Genomic DNA, 15,952 nt, shown 5'->3' with positions numbered 1-15,952 from the left:
GCGGGGGCCGTGTGGTGGGTGGCGCGGGCCTGGCGGGACAGGTCCGTGGTGAGCGCCAGCACCACGCGCACATCGGACTTCTTCAGCAATCCACTGACGAGCTCATCGGACATGGCAGAGCGACTTAGCGTGCCCGAGCCCGTCGTGCCCGCCAACGTCGGAAGGCGGACGCCCCGTCGCATGCCGGCCCGGCAGCAGGGCCACCCAGGGTGACGCATAAGGCCAGGCTTATGCCTCCATGCGCGACGGCTGCCATGCGGGGAGGCGGAAGAAATCCAGCGTCCTGGCCGGAACGGTTATAAACCGCCCTCCGACAGTCACCCGACTTTGACTTGGGGCGCGGCCACTTGCCCGCGCGCCATCGCTGGAGACCCGATGAGCACCCAGGCCGCCACAGCCGACGCCGTTTCAACGAAGACTCCGCTCCTCAAGTCCCGCCTGGGCTCGTTCCTCGCGGTGGTGCCCCTGACGTTCTGGGTCGTCAACCACCTGTGGGACAACCTCTCCGCGTTCAACGGCGCGGCCGCGTGGGAGAAGTCCGTCACCACGTACGCCAACCCGTACTCGCAGGCCCTGACGTTCATCATCGTCATGCTGCCGCTGCTGTTCCACACCGGCTGGGGCCTGGTCCGGCTCTTCAGCTTCCGGCCGAACAACAACCGGTACAACAACTACGGCAACTTCAAGTTCATCCTCCAGCGCGTGAGCGCCCTGGGCGTGCTCGCCTTCCTCGGCGCGCACATCTGGCTGGCCTTCCTGCAGCCCCGGCTGGTGGCGGGACACCCGGAGGCGTTCTCCGACATCGCCCGGGAGATGCGCTTCCACGGCCCCACGCTCATCGTCTACCTGCTGGGCACGCTGGGCACCGCGTACCACCTGGCCAACGGCCTCCAGGGCTTCGCCATGGGCTGGGGCCTCTTGGGCAGCGAGCGCGCCATGCGCCGCTTCGAGCCCGTCTCCATCATCCTCTTCCTGCTGCTGACGGCGATGAGCTGGAGCGTCATCTACGCGCTCTACACCGCGGGCGCCGCCTTCGGCCCCTCGGGCTCGTAAAGCTCCGGAGCGGGAAGCCCCTCGCGCGGGCGCACCCGCTCCCGTCGTTCCAGCCCTGAAAGCACACCGGCCGCCCCCAAGTCTTTCTGGGGAGCGGCCGGTTCGTTTCTGGAGTGCCGCGCGACGGGCGGCGCTCAGAACGGGATGTCGTCCTCGTTGTTGCCGCCGCCACCGCCGGAGGGACCGCCCATGCCGTCATCCATGGGAGGCGGCTGGCCGTAGTCGTTGTTGTCCATGCCGCGCGGCTGCCCGCCACCACCAGACTGCCGGCGACCCCCACCACCGCCACCCGCGCCTTCCCCGGCGTCACGACCGCCCAGGAACGTCACCGCGTTGGCCACGACTTCCGTGGTGTAGTTCTTCCGGTTTTCCTTATCCATCCACTCGCGAGTCTGCAGGCGGCCCTCGACGTAGCACTGCCGTCCCTTCTTCAAGTACTCGCCGCAGAGCTCCGCGAGCTTTCCCCAGACGACGATGCGGTGCCACTCGGTCCGCTCCTGCTTCTGGCCGTTCTTGTCCTGCCAGCTCTCGCTGGTGGCGATGCGGAAGTTCGCGACCGCCTGACCGCCCGGGGTGAACCGCACTTCGGGGTCCGCACCCAGGTTGCCGATGAGGATGACCTTGTTCACGCCTCCAGCCATGACTGCTCCCTCTGTCTTTCCGTCGAGTTCCCCACCACCACGGCGGGGAAACTGCCCGCCGAGCATCAGCCCTGGCAGGTTGCCTCCGACGTATAGCAGTGCGGCCTGACATTTCCAGAAGGCGGACCCCGGGCCCCGGGCCCGCCCGGACGGCGGCCCCGCAGGCAGGGAGGCGACGGTGGAAAGGTGCGGGAGGGCACCACCTGGGAGGTGGCACCCGCCCACCGGGTGCTACCCGCCCGGACGCGTCTCCGCGGTGCGCGACGCATCAGGGGCACTGCCCGTGGAACGCGGGGGCGTAGGGGACGACGCGCCTCCCGCCGGCGCCACCACCTGCACCGGAGCGCCGCCCTCGGACGGACGGGGCGCCTTGGCCTCCGCCACCTTCTGCGACAGCGTGGAGTCCAGCCCCTTGGAGAAGGCGGCCACCTGGGGGTCCGCCGCGCCCTGCAGCCGGCGCAGCGACTTCCAGAAGGGATGGTCCGCCTGCCCCGCCTGCACCAGCGCGCGGGCCAGCAGCGTCGAGGCCGCCTCACGGTCCGCCGGTGAAGACGCGCGCAGCGCCACCACCAGCTCCTCCGGCGCCGTGCGAGCCACCTCGCCCAGCGCGACGGACATCTCCGCCTGCGCCTGGGCATCCACGCCCGTGGCGCCCGCGAGCTCCAGCACCCGGGCCAGCGCCTCCGTGTTACCGCCCGCCGCCAGCTCCACCATGCTGGTGACGCCGGGCACCTCCACGGACAACACCCGCGCCACTTCCCTCAGCCGGCCATACACGTCGTTGCCCGCCGAGTAGCTGTCCAGGAGCGTGCGCGCGCCCAGGTAGTCATGCGGGTTGGACTGGTAGAGGCTCTCCGCCAGCACCGCGCGCACCGCCGGGTCTCTCTCGCTGCGCCACGCCGTGCGCAGGAAGCCCAGGTTGCGCTGGTCCCTCTGCCGGCCCAGGTCCAGGTACGTCTTGATGCGGGCGGCCACGTCGTCGATGGCGCCCGACGGCTTGCCCCCGTCCGCCAGGGAAGCCACCGCGCTGGAAGGCCCCAGGCTGGAGCCCGTGGCCGCCACCGCCGCGCCCAGCGCGTCCAGGCCCGCGACGATGGGCCCGGCACGGCCGGCGAAGTCGTTCACCATCATGGAGAAGGAGAAGCGCTCACCGCCCGCGCTCGTCACGTAGCCGCTCAGCGCGGAGACGCCCTCCAGCGTGCCCGTCTTCGCGCGCAGCTTGCCCACCGCGTCGCTGCCCTCGAAGCGGTACTTCAGCGTGCCGTCCTTGCCGGCGATGGGCACCGAGGACAGGTACTCCGGCGCGAAGGGGAAGCGGATGGACATGTGACGGAGCAGCTTGTTGAGCTGGGCTGCGGAGAAGCGGTTCGCGTCGTTCAGGCCGCTGCCGTTCTTCATCACGTACGTGCCGCGGGAGATGCCCACGTCGCGCTCCAGGAACTGCTCCACCACCTCCACGCCCTTGGTGAAGGAGCCCGGCTGGCCTCGCCCTTCCGCGCCCATCGTCTTGAGCAGCTGCTCGGCGACGAAGTTGCTGGAGAGCTTGTTGAGGCGCTTGAGCAGCACGTCGAACGTGTCCGACTGGGCCACGTGCACCGTGCGCGCCTTGGACGGCGTCAGGCCCACCTTCACCCGGCCCTTCACCTTCATGCCCCGCGTGCTCAACAGCTGCTTGAGCGTCTGGCCGAAGTACATGGGAGGGTTGTCGATCTTCTTCCAGACGCTGACGGCCCCGCCGCGCTCGGCCGGCACCTGCCCGCGCACGACGATTTTCTGCTGGGCGCCGGACGGGTCCGACGTCACGGAGACGCGCCGCGCGCGCCGCGCGCCGGTGGACAGCTGGTTGTCCACGATGAAGTAGTCGCTCGGCGGCTCCATCTCCACGGTGCCCTTGGCGCCGGGGCTCGCGCCGGGGCGCAGGAAGATGGCCACCGCGTTCCAGTTGAGGCTCAGCGCGCCGGTGGGCGCCATATAGGCCCGGTCCGAGTCCTCCTGGTCATACCCGGGCGGCGTGCGCTCGGCGTCGAACCAGGAGTCGTCCACGACGATGTCCCCCACCTCGCGCAGACCCGAGTGCCACAGCTCCGACACCACGCCCCACAGGCGCTCGGTCGTGATGGACGGATCACCCTTGCCGCGCACGTAGAGCGTCTTCACCTTGCCGTCCGCGGGCAGCTCCGGCTCGACGAGGAACTCCGTGTCGTAGCGGAACTCCGGCCCGAGCGTCGCCAGCGCCGCCGCGGACGTGACGAGCTTCACGTTCGACGCCGGGTTGAGCAGCTCGTCCGCGTTGTGGGTGAACACCACCGTGCCGTCATCAAGGCTCTGCATGTGCACGCCCACCCGGCTCACCTTGAGCGGGGCGCGTTGAAGCACTTCGAGCAAGGCGGTCCGCAGGGCTTCGCGGTCCGCGCGCTTCTCGGCGGAGGAAGGCGGCGCCGCGACGGCGCCGTATGGAAGCAGCAGGGAAACGATGGCCGTCGCGGCCAAGAGGTGTCTGGCTCGAAGAACCTGCACGCACGCTCCGGGGAAGTCGGCGGCCATTATGGGGAAGGGCGCGAAAGCACGGCAAGGGAGAGGGGGTGCGGGAGTCCACGGTTGGGCGCTCGCTCTACCGCCAAGTGGAAATTGGCACCCCTCACATGTGGACTTCTTTTCACTGCGGTCCTCTCAGCGCCCAAGATGCCGATAAAGCCTGGGCGCATCATGAGGGGTGCCCCTGACAGCCCTGGAGGAAACTTCGATGAGAGCGGTGGTGCAGCGGGTGCTGGAGGCCTCGGTGACGGTGGACGGGCAACGGGTGAGTGACATGGGCCCCGGCCTGCTGGTGCTCCTGGGCGTGGGCAAGGGCGATACGGAAGCGGACGTCGCGTGGATGGTGGAGAAACTCGCCAGCTTGCGAATCTTCGAGGACGCCGCCGGGAAGATGAACCTGTCCCTGGAGGACACCTCCCGTCAGCTCATCGTCGTCAGCCAGTTCACCCTCTACGGAGACGCGCGCAAGGGCCGGCGCCCCAGCTTCATCGACGCCATGGAGCCCGCCGTCGCCAAGGCCCTGTACGAGCGCGCCTGCGAGGGCCTCCGCCAGCGCGGCCTCACCGTGGGCACCGGCATCTTCGCGGCCGACATGAAGGTCGCGCTCGTCAACGACGGGCCCGTCACCCTCATCCTGGACAGCCCGGTTCCGGCTCCGGCGCCACCCAGGCCCTAGACGCGGACAGTGCTGCCCTTGGTGACGAGCGCGGCCAGGCCCTGCCTGGCCATCGCCGCCTGGCGGATGTGCGTGGTGAGCGCGCCCAGCTCCCGAATCCAGCTGGCCGCGCGCGGCCCCAGCCCGGAGAAGGCGACGGTCAGCGGCGGAGGCTGAGGCAGCTTGCCCAGCCAGTAGCCGAGCACCTCGTCCTTCTCCGGCAGCGACGGCAGCCTCATGCGCTCCTGCTCGCGGGCGATGAGCCGCTCCAGCTTGCGCGGCAGGTTCACCTGCCAGTGCGCCACCGCGCGGGCCGGGCGCCAGGCCCAGTCGGCGAAGGCGAAGCGCTCGGTGGGGAAGTACTCGCCCCGGCCCTGGGTGACGAAGACGCGGTCCGGGGGGAACTCCGGGAACGGGTCCCAGTGTCCCGCCAGGAGCGAGGCCAGCCCCATGTCCGCCAGGGGCCTGAAGCGGAAGCCATCGCGCACCTCGCGGGCGCCCTTCGAGTCCCAATACGGGTAGTTGGGCTCCTCCAGCATCAGCGACAGGTGCAGCGCCTCGTCCCAGGCGTCCGCGTAGCCGGCGTGCTGCGCGCCCACCTCCCAGCCCGTGGGGCCCTCCTTCCAGGGAAGGAAGGCGAGCCGGTCCACCAGGTCCGACCAGGGGTCGGCGTCCACGGAGCCCAGGCCCCCGGGCACCGCCGTGGCCAGCATCCGCTCGCACAGCATCCGCGCCTGCCCGTCCCCCAGCGTCTCCAGCAGCGACTCCAGGGCCCCGCTCGCGTCGCCCATGGCGCGCGAGAGGAACGGGAGCACCTGCTCGTGGAAGAACCGGTCGTTGATGGGCCGCAACACCACGTCCATGGGGTCCCCCCGTTGGGACACGGCACTTCAGGGCCGTGCGTCTTCCTGGATGATGAGCGCGTGGATGTCCGCGGTCGTGGGCGCTTCCAGGATGGAGGCCCGGAAGCGGGGATTCTTGAAGAGGCGGGAGATGCGGGCCAGCGCCTTGAGGTGCACGCCCGCGCTGTTCTCGGGGGCCACCAGCGCGAAGAACAGGTGGGTGGCCTTCCCGTCGATGGCCTCGAAGTCCACGCCCGCCCGGGACACGCCGAAGGCCGCCTGGAGCTGCGTCATGCCCGGCAGCTTGCCGTGGGGGATGGCCACGCCCTCGCCGATGCCGGTGCTGCCCAGCTTCTCGCGCTCGCGCAGCACCTCCACCAGCCGGTCTTCCTGAAGCAAGGGGTGGGCCCGCACCAACGTGGCGCTCAGCTCGCGCAACACCTCCGGCTTCGTCCGCGACTGCATGTCCGCGATGACGGCTTGGGGGCTGAGGAACTCGGCGATTCTCACTGACGCTCCCGCGCTGGCGCTCCTGAGATGGCGGCAATTACTCCTCACCCTCGATTCGCGCAAGGGTCGCCTGTCGTCCTGGCCCCACGGCCGCTCACTGCGCGTCAGGGCCCGGGGGGCCTTGGGTCGCCCCCATGCCACCCTCCCCAGTCGTCCCCTGGGGCGATATGCGCCGCCCAGGCGACCGTTTTCCGTCGTGAACCCTCCACACTGAAACTGAATCAGGAAGAGAGCGACCGCCATGAAGCGAACGCTGTGCTCGAGCCTTGTCCTCATCTCGGCGCTGACCACCGGCTGCGCCACCACCGCGCGGGGCGTGGCCCTGGGAGACGCCGCCGAGGAGTCCCTGCTCCTGGAAGGCGGCGCCATCACCGGGCCCAGCTCCACGCTGAGCATCTCCGAGAACGCCATGCATGGCCGCTACCGTCGCGACCCCGTGTCGCTCGAGTGGGACTACCAGAAGATGACGGGCTCGGTGGGCTACCGGGCGACTCGGCTGGAGCTGGCGGAGGGGGATGACACCCGCGTCTGGGGCACCTTCGGCGGAATGACGGTGGACCTCACGGAGGACGGCACGTACCTGCACGGACGCGTCGGGCCCTGCGCCTACGTCCTGAAGCGCGAGGGTGACACCCTGACGGGGGTGCGCGAGTGCGGCAGCGCGCTGGAGAAGAACGTCACCCTGGCCTTCCCCGCGACGCTCCACCAGCGCCCCCTGGGCGAGCGGGCCGCGCTGATGACGCTGGCGCTCTTCAACACCCGGGCGCCCGTGGTCACGACCTCGATGACCATCTCCAGCATGTCGAGCGGCGACGAGCGCTACGTGCAGAAGACCGACACCTGCAAGAAGTTCTACTGAAGGGGCGCCTCGGCCCAGCAGGCCCCACCGGGCGCGTTCCACCTTTCGGGGGAGAGGTGGAGCGCGCCGTCTTTTTTCGGACCGATATGCGCCGAGCGCGCCGTCGTTCCTGGCGATGGATGCGCCAGCCGCCATTCCGGGTGGCTGGGGGGACACTGGTGCACGTGGCCGACCACGGGCGCCGGATGCGGCATCCATGAAGGACCGGCAACGCCCCCGTCCCACACCGGACGGGGGTGTTCGCGCTCCGCCTCCTCGAGGGGGGTGGCGGAGCGCGACTCTTCCAGACCGGACTGTGACGGCGGGCGGGCTCAGGTCCCCGCGGCGACGGCCAGGGCCGGCGGCTCGTGGGGTTCAATGAGGCCGTACTGGCCATCCTTGCGCCGGTAGACGATGCCCAGCGCATCCGACTCCACGTTGTGGAAGACGTAGAAGTCGTTGTCCATCAGGTTCATCTGCATCACCGCCTCATCCACCGACAGCTGCTTGACGGTGAGCTGGGTGGCGCGCACCACACGCGTCGCGGCGCTGGCGGCCGTGTCCACGGGGTCCGCGGCCTTCGTCGTCGTGGACGACTCCGACGTGGACGTCGCGGCGATGACGGCCAGCTCCTCCGCTTCCGGCACCTCGAAGACGGCGTGACGCACCTTCAGGCTGTTCACCAGGTCCTGGCGGTGATGGACGCGATCTCGACCGTGATGCATCTTCAGCTTGTCGCGGTAGCGGCGCAGCTGGCGCTCGATTTTGTCCATCGCCAGGTCGATGGACGCGTACATGTCATCACTCTTCTCCCGCCCGCGCAGCACCCAGGCGCCGGATTGGATGGTGATGTCCGCGTGGTGGAGGTAACGCTCCAGTGACAAGACGACGTGTGCCTCTCCTGCTCTGTCCAACAGCTTGTTCACCCGCTCGACCTTCTCGCGTGCGTATTCTTTAAGGGAATCCGACGCCCCGAACTGACGGAAGGTGATGTTGAACTGCATGCGTGGCTGCCTCCTAGGGTGAGGGGAGCTGCGTGACAGATCAGAAACTTCTGACCTCGGGAAAGCAACCCGTCTCCCCACGTTGCCTCTTCCCGAGCGCACCACGCGTCCGGGGGCTGACAACCCGGCGTCGCTGGCCCGCATTCATGCGGGGCACCAGACTCTTCAACCCCTCGGAATCACGCGCTGCGCCACGCCGTGTCTCTCAAGCCGGGTATCGTGAGACACGGGCTCAGGCGAGCAGCCTGCTCACTGCACCGAAACCACCTGCTCCTGCGAGTGGAAGTAGGTGCCCCTGCAGGCAGCCACTCCCTGGCACTCCACCACCTCGCCCTGGACGGTGCCGCTCAAGGTCAAGAGATGCGTGGCCGCGCCCAGCTGGCCGGGCACGGTGAAGGTGATTTTTCCCCCCTCGCGCGTGACGGCCATCCCCGCGGTGACGGTGCCGCCCTCGGGCAGGAGCGTGGCGGCGGCGGCGTTGAGCGACTCGGTCGTCGGGTTCCACTGGAACGAGTACGTCTGTCCCCGCAGCAGTCGCATCGTCGGCCCCGTGAAGGAGCGCTTCGCCTGGCCCTCCTTCATCGTGAGGACGACGGTGTGGCTCGCGTCCTGGATGACGACGCGCGCGTCCGTCGGGGCCAGCGCCGCCCAGGCATCGGGGTCGAACTCGTAGAAGGCCCGCGTGGGCAGGCACACGTCGCGGCCCGCCGTGGCATCGACGCCGCCCTGCTCCAGGAGCATGGCCTGGCCGTTGAACGTCGCGGTGGCGCCGTCATTCAGCCGGGTGCAGCGGTCTCCACCCGCCTGGGAAAATGTCACGGTGACACGGTGGGAGCCCGGGGCCTGCTCCACTTCGAACAGGTCCACGTCCGCGTGCGAGTACGTCAGCGTGCGGTCCGCGAGCGCCACGAGGTCCACCGACTCGGTGGTGAGGGAGTCACCACAGCCCGCCAGCAGTCCGAGCGCGACAAGGACTCCCGATACCGCGCCACCAGGGAAACGAGAGGAAGAGTGCATACAGGCCGCACCCTATACCCGCCACCCCTGGGGACTGGGAGCAGAACGGCGCCGGGCCGTCACCTTTCCCACCCCCGCGCACGCCCGCCTGTCCGCTAGCCCGCTTGCTGGAGGAAGCCCTCCAGCCGAGCTTTCACTTCCGGCCACTCCGTGTCGATGACGCCGTAGTACGCGCTGTCGCGCACCACCCCGCCGCGCACCAGGACGTGGTTGCGGAGGATGCCCTCGAACTTCGCGCCCATCCGCTCAATCGCCGCGCGAGAGCGCGCGTTGCGCCGGTCCGTCTTGAGCTGCACGCGCATGACTCCGAGCGTCTCGAAGGCCAGGCACAGCAGCAGGTACTTGCACTCGGTATTCACGCGCGTGCGCCACGCCCGGCGGCCCAGCCACGTCCAGCCAATCTCCAGCGTCCGGTGCTCTCGCTGGATGTCCAGGTAGCTGGTGGTGCCCAGGACCTCCCCCGTCTCGCGCTCCACGATGACGAACGGGCGTTCCGTGCCCCGCTCCGCCGCCCCGAGCGCCCGGGTGATGTAGCGCTCCACGTCCTCCTGGGTGCGCAGCACCACCGAGAAGTGGGTGAAGATGTCGTCCTCGCACAGCGCGGCCAGGGCCGGGGCGTGCTCGAGCGCCATGGGCTCCAGGCGCACCGTGCGCCCCTCCAGGACGACGGGCGGCACGACGAGGGGCACAAGCGCCCGGCGAGGGGCGTCGGCATCGGAGGGGAAAGAAAAAGGGGCGCTCATGGCGCCCCTGAATCTCATCCCCCGGAGGGCCGGGGGAAAGAGCCACTTGTCGCGGACTCAGTAGTACCGCTTGCGCTTGCTGCTCGGGAGGATGCCCAGCACCTCGCGGTACTTGGCCACCGTGCGGCGCGCGATTTCGGTGCCCTGCGAGCGCAGGAGCTCCACGATCTTCTGGTCCGAGTACGGGTTGCGCGCGTCCTCTTGCGACACGAGCTGCTTGATGTGGTGCTTCACCGCCTCGCTCGCGGTGTCCTCGCCGGACACGCGGGAGATGGACGAGTTGAAGAAGTACTTCAGCTCGAAGATGCCCTGCGGCGTGTGCACGTACTTGCTCGTCGTCACGCGGCTCACCGTGGACTCGTGCATGCCGATGTCCTCGGCCACGTCCCGGAGGATGAGCGGCTTCAAGTGCGCGATGCCCTTGTCCAGGAAGTCCTTCTGGAACTTCACGATGCTCTCGGTGACTTTGTAGATGGTCCGCTGCCGCTGGTGGATGGAGCGGATGAGCCACACCGCGCTGCGCAGCTTGTCCTGGATGAAGTCCTTCGTCTGGCCAGGGCCCACCGCGCCCGTCTTCAGCGCGTTCCGATAGGTGCCGGAGATGCGCAGCTTGGACAGGCCGTCATCGTTGAGCACCACCGTGTACTCTTCCCCCATCTTGTAAACGAACACGTCGGGGGTGATGTACTGCGCGTCGTCGCCGCTGAAGTTGCGGCCCGGCTTCGGGTCCAACTTGGGGAGCAGCTTCACCGCCTCCACCACCTCTTCCAAGGTGACCTTCAGGTCCTTGGCGATGGCCGGCAGGTTCTTGCTCTCCAGGTACTTCATGTGCCGCTTGATGATGAGGCCCAGGAGCGGCGCGTGCGGCTCCTTCATCCCCTGCAACTGGATGAGCAGGCACTCCTGCAAATCACGCGCGCCGCAGCCCCGGGGCTCCAGCATCTGGATGCGCCGCAGGGTGCGCTCGGCCACGTGCATGGGCACGTCCGCCTCGTTGCACAGGCGGATGAGCGGGTCGCCCTCCACGTCCGGCAGCTTCAGGTAGCCGTCGTCATCCAGGTTGCCGAGGATGAGCATGGCGACACGGCGCTCGGCGTCGTTCAGGCGCAGCGTGCCGAGCTGCTCCTGGAGCTGGTCGACCAGGTCCTCCTTCTTGACGAGGTTGGCCTCGAACGACGGCAGGTCGTCCGTGGCCACGTTCCCCTTGTTGGAGGCGGTGGTCTGCTCGTTGAACTGGTAGCTGTTGAGGTACGCCTCCCAGTCGATTTCCGGGGGGCCGTCGCCGTCCGCCTTGAACTCCGTGGCCGTGTCGCTCGTGGCCGCCGGCATGTCCCCGTCGCGCGGCATCTCGACGTTGTCCGCCTCCAGCGACGCTTCCCCGGGCTCCTTGTCCCCCACGTCGCCCGGTGCCTGCTCGTCCGGCTGCTCCAGGAGTGGATTCTGATCCATCTCCTCGCGGACCTGCTCCAACAGCTCCATGCGGGAGAGCTGAAGCAGCTTGATGGCCTGCTGCAGCTGGGGCGTCATCACCAGCTGCTGCGCAAGCTTCAGGCTTTGTTTGAGTTCCATCGCCATGAGACAGGGTCTCCCCGAGTGATTCAGTCCCTACACAACACGGGACCAATCAAAGACCGTGCCAACGTAACAAGGCACCCTGACGACGTCTAGTGGCGCAATCGTGGTCCCTTGCTTGCATATTCAAAATTCCACAAGGAAACCAAGAGCTTACACGCACTGGGCGTGACTCGGCCGTGTTGACCTGTCGACGCAAAAGCGGGGCCAACGCAGTCTATGCATTCGGTTGGCCGAAGGCCAGTCGTCCTCACAAGGGCTGCTGGAGACGGAACCGTTCTCCCAGGTAGACGGCTCGGGCCCGGGGAGAGGCGGCAATCTCGGCGGGTGTCCCCTCTTCGAGGATCTGCCCCTGTGTGATGATGTAGGCGCGATCGCAGATGCCCAGGGTGTCCTGGACGTTGTGGTCGGTGATGAGGACGCCCAGTCCGCGCTCCCGGAGCAGGAATATCTGCCGCTGCAAATCACCGACGTTGATGGGGTCCACGCCGGCGAAGGGCTCGTCGAAGAGGATGAAGCGGGGCTCGGGCAACAGGCTCCGGGCAATCTCCGCGCGGCGGCGCTCGCCTCCGGAGAGGGTGCCGCCCAGGGACTCGGAGACGTGGGTGAGGCCGAACTCCTCCAGGATGGCGTTGGCGCGTGTCTCGCGGGCGCGCTTGTCCAGGCCCTTCTGGAGCTCCAGCACGGACAGGAAGTTGTCGCGCACGGTGAGCTTGCGGAAGACGGAGGCTTCCTGGGGCAGGTAGCCCACGCCCCGGCGGGCGCGGCGGTGCATGGGCAGGTGCGTGAGGTCCTCGTCGCCCACGCGCACGCGGCCCGCGTCGGGCGTCACCAGGCCCACCACCATGTTGAAGCTCGTCGTCTTGCCGGCGCCGTTGGGGCCCAAGAGGCCCACCACTTCGCCCGGGGCCACGGTGAAGGAGACGCCGTTGACGACCTGGCGCCCGCGATAGGCCTTCTTCAGGCCATCGGCGTGCAGCTTCCCGTCGCTCATCGCGGCTTCGCCTCCTGCGGCTGCGCGGGCGTCGTGCGAGCGGGCGCGGCCTTCCGCCGGGCGGGCGCGGGGGCCGACGGCGGGGACTCGAAGATGATGACGGCGTTCTCCACGTCGAGCCGCTCGCTCCCCAACGTGAGGCGCACCTTCGTCCCGCGCATGTACGTCGTCCCCTGGCGCGCCTCGGGCGTGCCCGTGACGACCAGGACTCCGCTGGCCACGTCATACTCGGCGCGCTCACCCCGGGCCATGCGGTCGCCATCCACCGCATGCACTCCGCCCGTACACACCACGCGCGTCACCACGCGTGTCTCCGCGAAGTAGGCAATCATCCGGTCGCACTTCAAATCCAGGGTGCGGTGCTTCACCTTCACGTTGCCGGTGAGCGTCGCCTGCGACTTGCCGCCCTCGATGAGGTCGGCGTTGATTTGAACCGGCTCCTTCAGGTCCACCGGGCCCAGCGGGTTCGGGCTTGGGCTCGCGGTGCCGGCATCGGCCACCGGAGGCGTCCCGCCATCGACGGGCGTGGCCGCGGCCGCGGGCAGGGGCTGCGCCACGAAGAAGGCCATCACGAGGAACTCAATCACGCTCAGCCGCTCCCAGCACGGTCTCCACCGAGCCTTCGAAGTTGAATGTCTCATCCGGGAAGGACAGTGAGAAACGGTCCGCCCGCAACCGGTACGCCGGCCCTCGCACCCGCACGCCCTCGTTGCCATGCGCGCCCTTCTGGATGGCGTCGTAGGTCAACCGGGGCGTGTTCACCACCATCCCTTCACCCGTGCGCACCACCACGCCTCCGGAGGCCACCAGCTGCTTGGACGCGAGGCTGCCCTCCATATTCGGGGCGCTGATGTCCATGCCCGCGGCGGTGCCCACCGACATGCCCTCCTCGGCGCTGCCCGGGGGGATGCGCAGCGTCGCGTTGGAGGCCTGCACGTCGCCCCCCGCGCGCTGGTACGTCAACTGCTCGGCTTCACCCGACAGCGTGAGGCGCTCGCCCTCGTAGGACATCAGGCGGGCCCCATGGAGCACCACCTGGGGCGGAGGCTGCTGTGGGGGCGCCTCCGCCGGGCGGCGCGGAGAGCACGCGGCGACGAGCAGGCAGGCGGCGAGGAGTCGGACGGACAGGCGCGGCACGGGTGCCTTCTATCACCGGGCGGTGGCGTGCGCCGCCTCGGCGAGCACGGGTTGGGGGGCCACCGGAGGGCGCGTCTTCCAGCGCTGGTGCATCCACACCCACTGCTCGGGGGTGCGCCGGATGGCCGCTTCGATGCGCGCCGACAGGGCCTGGGTGAGCTCCAGCGCCGCGACTTCGCGGTCCTCGCTCACGGGCACGGGCACCTCCTCCATCGACAGCCGGTAGCCCCCACCCTCCACGCGGTGGCAGAAGCCCGTCACCACCGCCGCGCCCGTGCGCACCGCCAGGTCCGCCGGCGCGCGGGGCGTGGCCGCCAGCTCCCCGAAGAAGCGCACGAAGAGCGACTGCACCTTCGTGTCCTGGTCGATGAGCAGGCCCAGGATTTCCCCGGCACGCAGCGCGCGCAGCATGGCCCGCGCCGCCCCGTCCTGGCCGCGCCAGATGCTGCGCACCCCGCCCCGGGCCCGGAAGCGCTCCACCAGCACGGTGAGCCGGGGGTCGGTGGTCTCCTTCGCGATGCTCTGGCTGGGGTAGCCCGCGCGGGCCACTCGGCGGGCGAGCAGCTCCCAGTTGCCCACGTGGCCGGTGATGAAGACCACGCCCTTGCCCTTCGCCAGGGCCGCGTCCAGCACGGCCCGGTCCGCGTCCGGCCAGGCCACCAGCTCTTCCAGCCCCCGGTCCAGGGCGCCCGTACAGGCCACCTCCAGCGCCGCGGCGCCCAGGTGCCGGAAGGAGGCGCGGCCCAGGGCCTGCCGCTCCGCGTCGGACTTTTCCGGGAAGGCCACGGTCAGGGACTTCAAGGCCTTGCGGCGCTCCCCACCGGCCAGCGTGTAGGCAAGTCCGCCCAGGCGGAAGCCCAGGGCCCGGGCCCAACCCAGGGGGAGGGGTTGAAGGCACAACAGGACGCTGCGGATGAGCAGGTACCGGAGGAAACGTTTCAGGCGCTTTGCTAAGGGGGGATGCTCCACAGTCGCTCCATACCCCATGCGCGAATACAACTTCGACGGGCTCGTCGGTCCTACTCACAACTACGCTGGCCTGTCGCCCGGTAACCTGGCGTCGCAGAGCCATGTCGGAGAGCCGAGCCATCCCCGCGAAGCCGCGCTCCAGGGCCTGGAGAAGATGCGCTTCGTCTCCAGCCTGGGGGTGGGCCAGGCGGTGCTGCCTCCTCAGCCGCGCCCCTCGCTGCGCGCCCTGCGCGCCCTGGGCTTCACCGGCACGGACGAGGAGGTCATCACCCGCGCCGCGCGCGAGGGCGAGCACCTGCTGCGGCTCACCTCCAGCGCCTCCTCCATGTGGACGGCCAACGCCGCCACCGTGGCGCCGAGCACGGACACGGCCGACGGGCGCGTCCACCTGACGCCCGCCAACCTGTCGCAGATGTTCCACCGCGCGCTGGAGGCGGACACGACGCACTCGGTGCTGCGCGCCATCTTCGCCAACGAGAAGCACTTCGCGGTCCACGCGCCGCTGCCGCCCGGCAGCCACTTCGCGGACGAGGGCGCGGCCAACCACACACGGCTGGCCACTCCGGGACGCGCGGGCGTGCACCTGCTCGCCTGGGGGCGCAGCGCGTGGCAGGACGTCCCCGGCCCCAAGCGCTTCCCCGCCCGGCAGACGCTGGAGTCGAGCCAGGCGCTGGCGCGGCTGCACCAGTTGGACGCGCGCTGCGTGCTCTTTCCGCAGCAACACCCGGACGGCATCGACGCGGGCGCCTTCCACACGGACGTGCTCGCGGTGGGCAACGAGCGCTTCCTCATGCTGCACGAGCTGGCGTTCGTGGATTACCCGGGCCTGCTCCAGGTGCTGCGCGAGAAGCTGGGGCCGGACTTCCGCGCGGTGGTGGCCAGCAGCGCGGAGCTGCCGCCCAAGGACGCGGTGAAGGCGTACCCGTTCAACTCGCAGGTGCTGACGCTGCCGGATGGGACGATGGCGATTGTGGCCCCGGTGGAGAGCCGCGAGACGCCCGCCGCGCGCGGCTTCCTGGAGCGCATCCTCGCCGAGGACACCCCGGTGAAGGCCGTGCACTACCTGGACGTGCGCCAGTCCATGAACAACGGCGGAGGCCCCGCGTGCCTGCGCCAGCGCGTGTGGCTGACGGACACCGAGCGCCGGGCCATCGACGCCGACGTCTTCTACACGCCCGCCCTGCACGAGTCCCTGGCCGCGTGGGTGCGCCGCCACTACCGCGAGGTGCTGCGCCCGCGCGACCTGCAGGACCCGCAGCTGGCGCGCGAGACGATGACCGCGCTGGATGAACTCACGCGCATCCTCAAGCTGGGAAGCGTCTACGACTTCCAGCAGTGAGGGGCGGAAGCCCGCTCGCCTGCTCCAGTGACGAGTCGGCGGGCGCCCCTCGGACGGCCATGGTGCCGAGGGGCGTGGGGTGTGGTGGTCGGAACCGTCGGGG

At 69.5% G+C, this 15,952-nt stretch carries 16 protein-coding genes; 4 read left to right on the top strand and 12 right to left on the bottom strand.

The genetic code is table 11. The features are described from left to right. The first annotated feature begins 375 nt into the window (after positions 1 to 375). On the top strand, positions 376 to 1,053 hold the full coding sequence (locus tag FJV41_RS27630) for a succinate dehydrogenase/fumarate reductase transmembrane subunit (RefSeq protein WP_141645563.1): 678 nt from the start codon (positions 376 to 378) through the stop codon (positions 1,051 to 1,053). A 134-nt stretch (positions 1,054 to 1,187) separates the two neighbouring features. Here FJV41_RS27630 and FJV41_RS27625 read toward each other — a convergent pair whose 3' ends face one another. Both FJV41_RS27625 and dacB read right to left on the bottom strand, forming a co-directional pair. Continuing rightward, a complete protein-coding gene (locus FJV41_RS27625; RefSeq protein WP_141645562.1) occupies positions 1,188 to 1,694 on the bottom strand; it encodes a single-stranded DNA-binding protein in 507 nt (168 codons plus the stop codon). A gap of 231 nt (positions 1,695 to 1,925) precedes the next feature. Further along, positions 1,926 to 4,211 carry a D-alanyl-D-alanine carboxypeptidase/D-alanyl-D-alanine endopeptidase gene (gene dacB / locus FJV41_RS27620; protein WP_141645561.1) on the bottom strand — a complete coding sequence of 762 codons (2,286 nt, stop codon included), beginning with the start codon at positions 4,209 to 4,211 and terminating at the stop codon, positions 1,926 to 1,928. A 226-nt stretch (positions 4,212 to 4,437) separates the two neighbouring features. Between dacB and dtd the strand changes: the two genes are divergently transcribed. Further along, a complete protein-coding gene (gene dtd / locus FJV41_RS27615; RefSeq protein ID WP_141645560.1) occupies positions 4,438 to 4,905 on the top strand; it encodes a D-aminoacyl-tRNA deacylase in 468 nt (155 codons plus the stop codon). Here the strand turns inward: dtd and FJV41_RS27610 are convergent. Both FJV41_RS27610 and FJV41_RS27605 read right to left on the bottom strand, forming a co-directional pair. Then, complete coding sequence (locus FJV41_RS27610) at positions 4,902 to 5,747, bottom strand: hypothetical protein (RefSeq protein ID WP_141645559.1); 846 nt, start codon at positions 5,745 to 5,747, stop codon at positions 4,902 to 4,904. The two genes, dtd and FJV41_RS27610, sit on opposite strands and share 4 nt — an antisense overlap. Before the next feature lie 27 nt (positions 5,748 to 5,774). Further along, entirely contained in the window at positions 5,775 to 6,236 is a 462-nt protein-coding gene (locus tag FJV41_RS27605) for a PTS sugar transporter subunit IIA (protein WP_141645558.1), read from the bottom strand. A gap of 241 nt (positions 6,237 to 6,477) precedes the next feature. Here FJV41_RS27605 and FJV41_RS27600 point away from each other — a divergent pair, with 241 nt between their 5' ends. Beyond that, positions 6,478 to 7,095, top strand: a complete 618-nt coding sequence (locus tag FJV41_RS27600; RefSeq protein ID WP_141645557.1) for a hypothetical protein — start codon at positions 6,478 to 6,480, stop codon at positions 7,093 to 7,095. Between the two features lie 311 nt (positions 7,096 to 7,406). Here FJV41_RS27600 and hpf read toward each other — a convergent pair whose 3' ends face one another. The 8 genes from hpf to FJV41_RS27560 all read right to left on the bottom strand — a co-directional run bounded on the left by hpf (position 7,407) and on the right by FJV41_RS27560 (position 14,510). Then, positions 7,407 to 8,078 (bottom strand): ribosome hibernation-promoting factor, HPF/YfiA family, encoded by a 672-nt coding sequence (hpf, locus tag FJV41_RS27595; RefSeq protein ID WP_141645556.1) that lies wholly within the window; start codon positions 8,076 to 8,078, stop codon positions 7,407 to 7,409. A 249-nt stretch (positions 8,079 to 8,327) separates the two neighbouring features. After that, positions 8,328 to 9,095: a hypothetical protein gene (locus FJV41_RS27590; RefSeq protein WP_141645555.1), complete on the bottom strand. Its 768-nt coding sequence runs from the start codon at positions 9,093 to 9,095 to the stop codon at positions 8,328 to 8,330. A 95-nt stretch (positions 9,096 to 9,190) separates the two neighbouring features. Then, positions 9,191 to 9,838, bottom strand: a complete 648-nt coding sequence (locus FJV41_RS27585; RefSeq protein WP_141645554.1) for a GNAT family N-acetyltransferase — start codon at positions 9,836 to 9,838, stop codon at positions 9,191 to 9,193. A gap of 57 nt (positions 9,839 to 9,895) precedes the next feature. Continuing rightward, positions 9,896 to 11,413 carry an RNA polymerase factor sigma-54 gene (rpoN, locus tag FJV41_RS27580; RefSeq protein ID WP_141645553.1) on the bottom strand — a complete coding sequence of 506 codons (1,518 nt, stop codon included), beginning with the start codon at positions 11,411 to 11,413 and terminating at the stop codon, positions 9,896 to 9,898. A gap of 247 nt (positions 11,414 to 11,660) precedes the next feature. Next, positions 11,661 to 12,404, bottom strand: coding sequence for an LPS export ABC transporter ATP-binding protein (gene lptB / locus FJV41_RS27575; RefSeq protein WP_141645552.1), 744 nt, complete (start codon positions 12,402 to 12,404; stop codon positions 11,661 to 11,663). Then, positions 12,401 to 12,991 carry an LptA/OstA family protein gene (locus FJV41_RS27570; protein WP_141645551.1) on the bottom strand — a complete coding sequence of 197 codons (591 nt, stop codon included), beginning with the start codon at positions 12,989 to 12,991 and terminating at the stop codon, positions 12,401 to 12,403. Before FJV41_RS27570 ends, lptB begins: the two co-directional genes overlap by 4 nt. After that, positions 12,984 to 13,532, bottom strand: a complete 549-nt coding sequence (locus FJV41_RS27565) for a hypothetical protein (RefSeq protein WP_141645565.1) — start codon at positions 13,530 to 13,532, stop codon at positions 12,984 to 12,986. The genes FJV41_RS27570 and FJV41_RS27565 overlap by 8 nt, the downstream gene beginning before the upstream one ends. A 21-nt stretch (positions 13,533 to 13,553) precedes the next feature. After that, positions 13,554 to 14,510: a lysophospholipid acyltransferase family protein gene (locus tag FJV41_RS27560; protein ID WP_141645550.1), complete on the bottom strand. Its 957-nt coding sequence runs from the start codon at positions 14,508 to 14,510 to the stop codon at positions 13,554 to 13,556. A gap of 16 nt (positions 14,511 to 14,526) precedes the next feature. Between FJV41_RS27560 and astB the strand changes: the two genes are divergently transcribed. After that, entirely contained in the window at positions 14,527 to 15,849 is a 1,323-nt protein-coding gene (astB, locus tag FJV41_RS27555) for an N-succinylarginine dihydrolase (RefSeq protein ID WP_141645549.1), read from the top strand. Positions 15,850 to 15,952: the final 103 nt, after the last annotated feature.

The organism is Myxococcus llanfairpwllgwyngyllgogerychwyrndrobwllllantysiliogogogochensis (genome assembly GCF_006636215.1).
Classification (GTDB): Bacteria; Myxococcota; Myxococcia; order Myxococcales; family Myxococcaceae; genus Myxococcus; species Myxococcus llanfairpwllgwyngyllgogerychwyrndrobwllllantysiliogogogochensis.
This window is presented reverse-complemented; position numbering and strand designations above follow the sequence as displayed.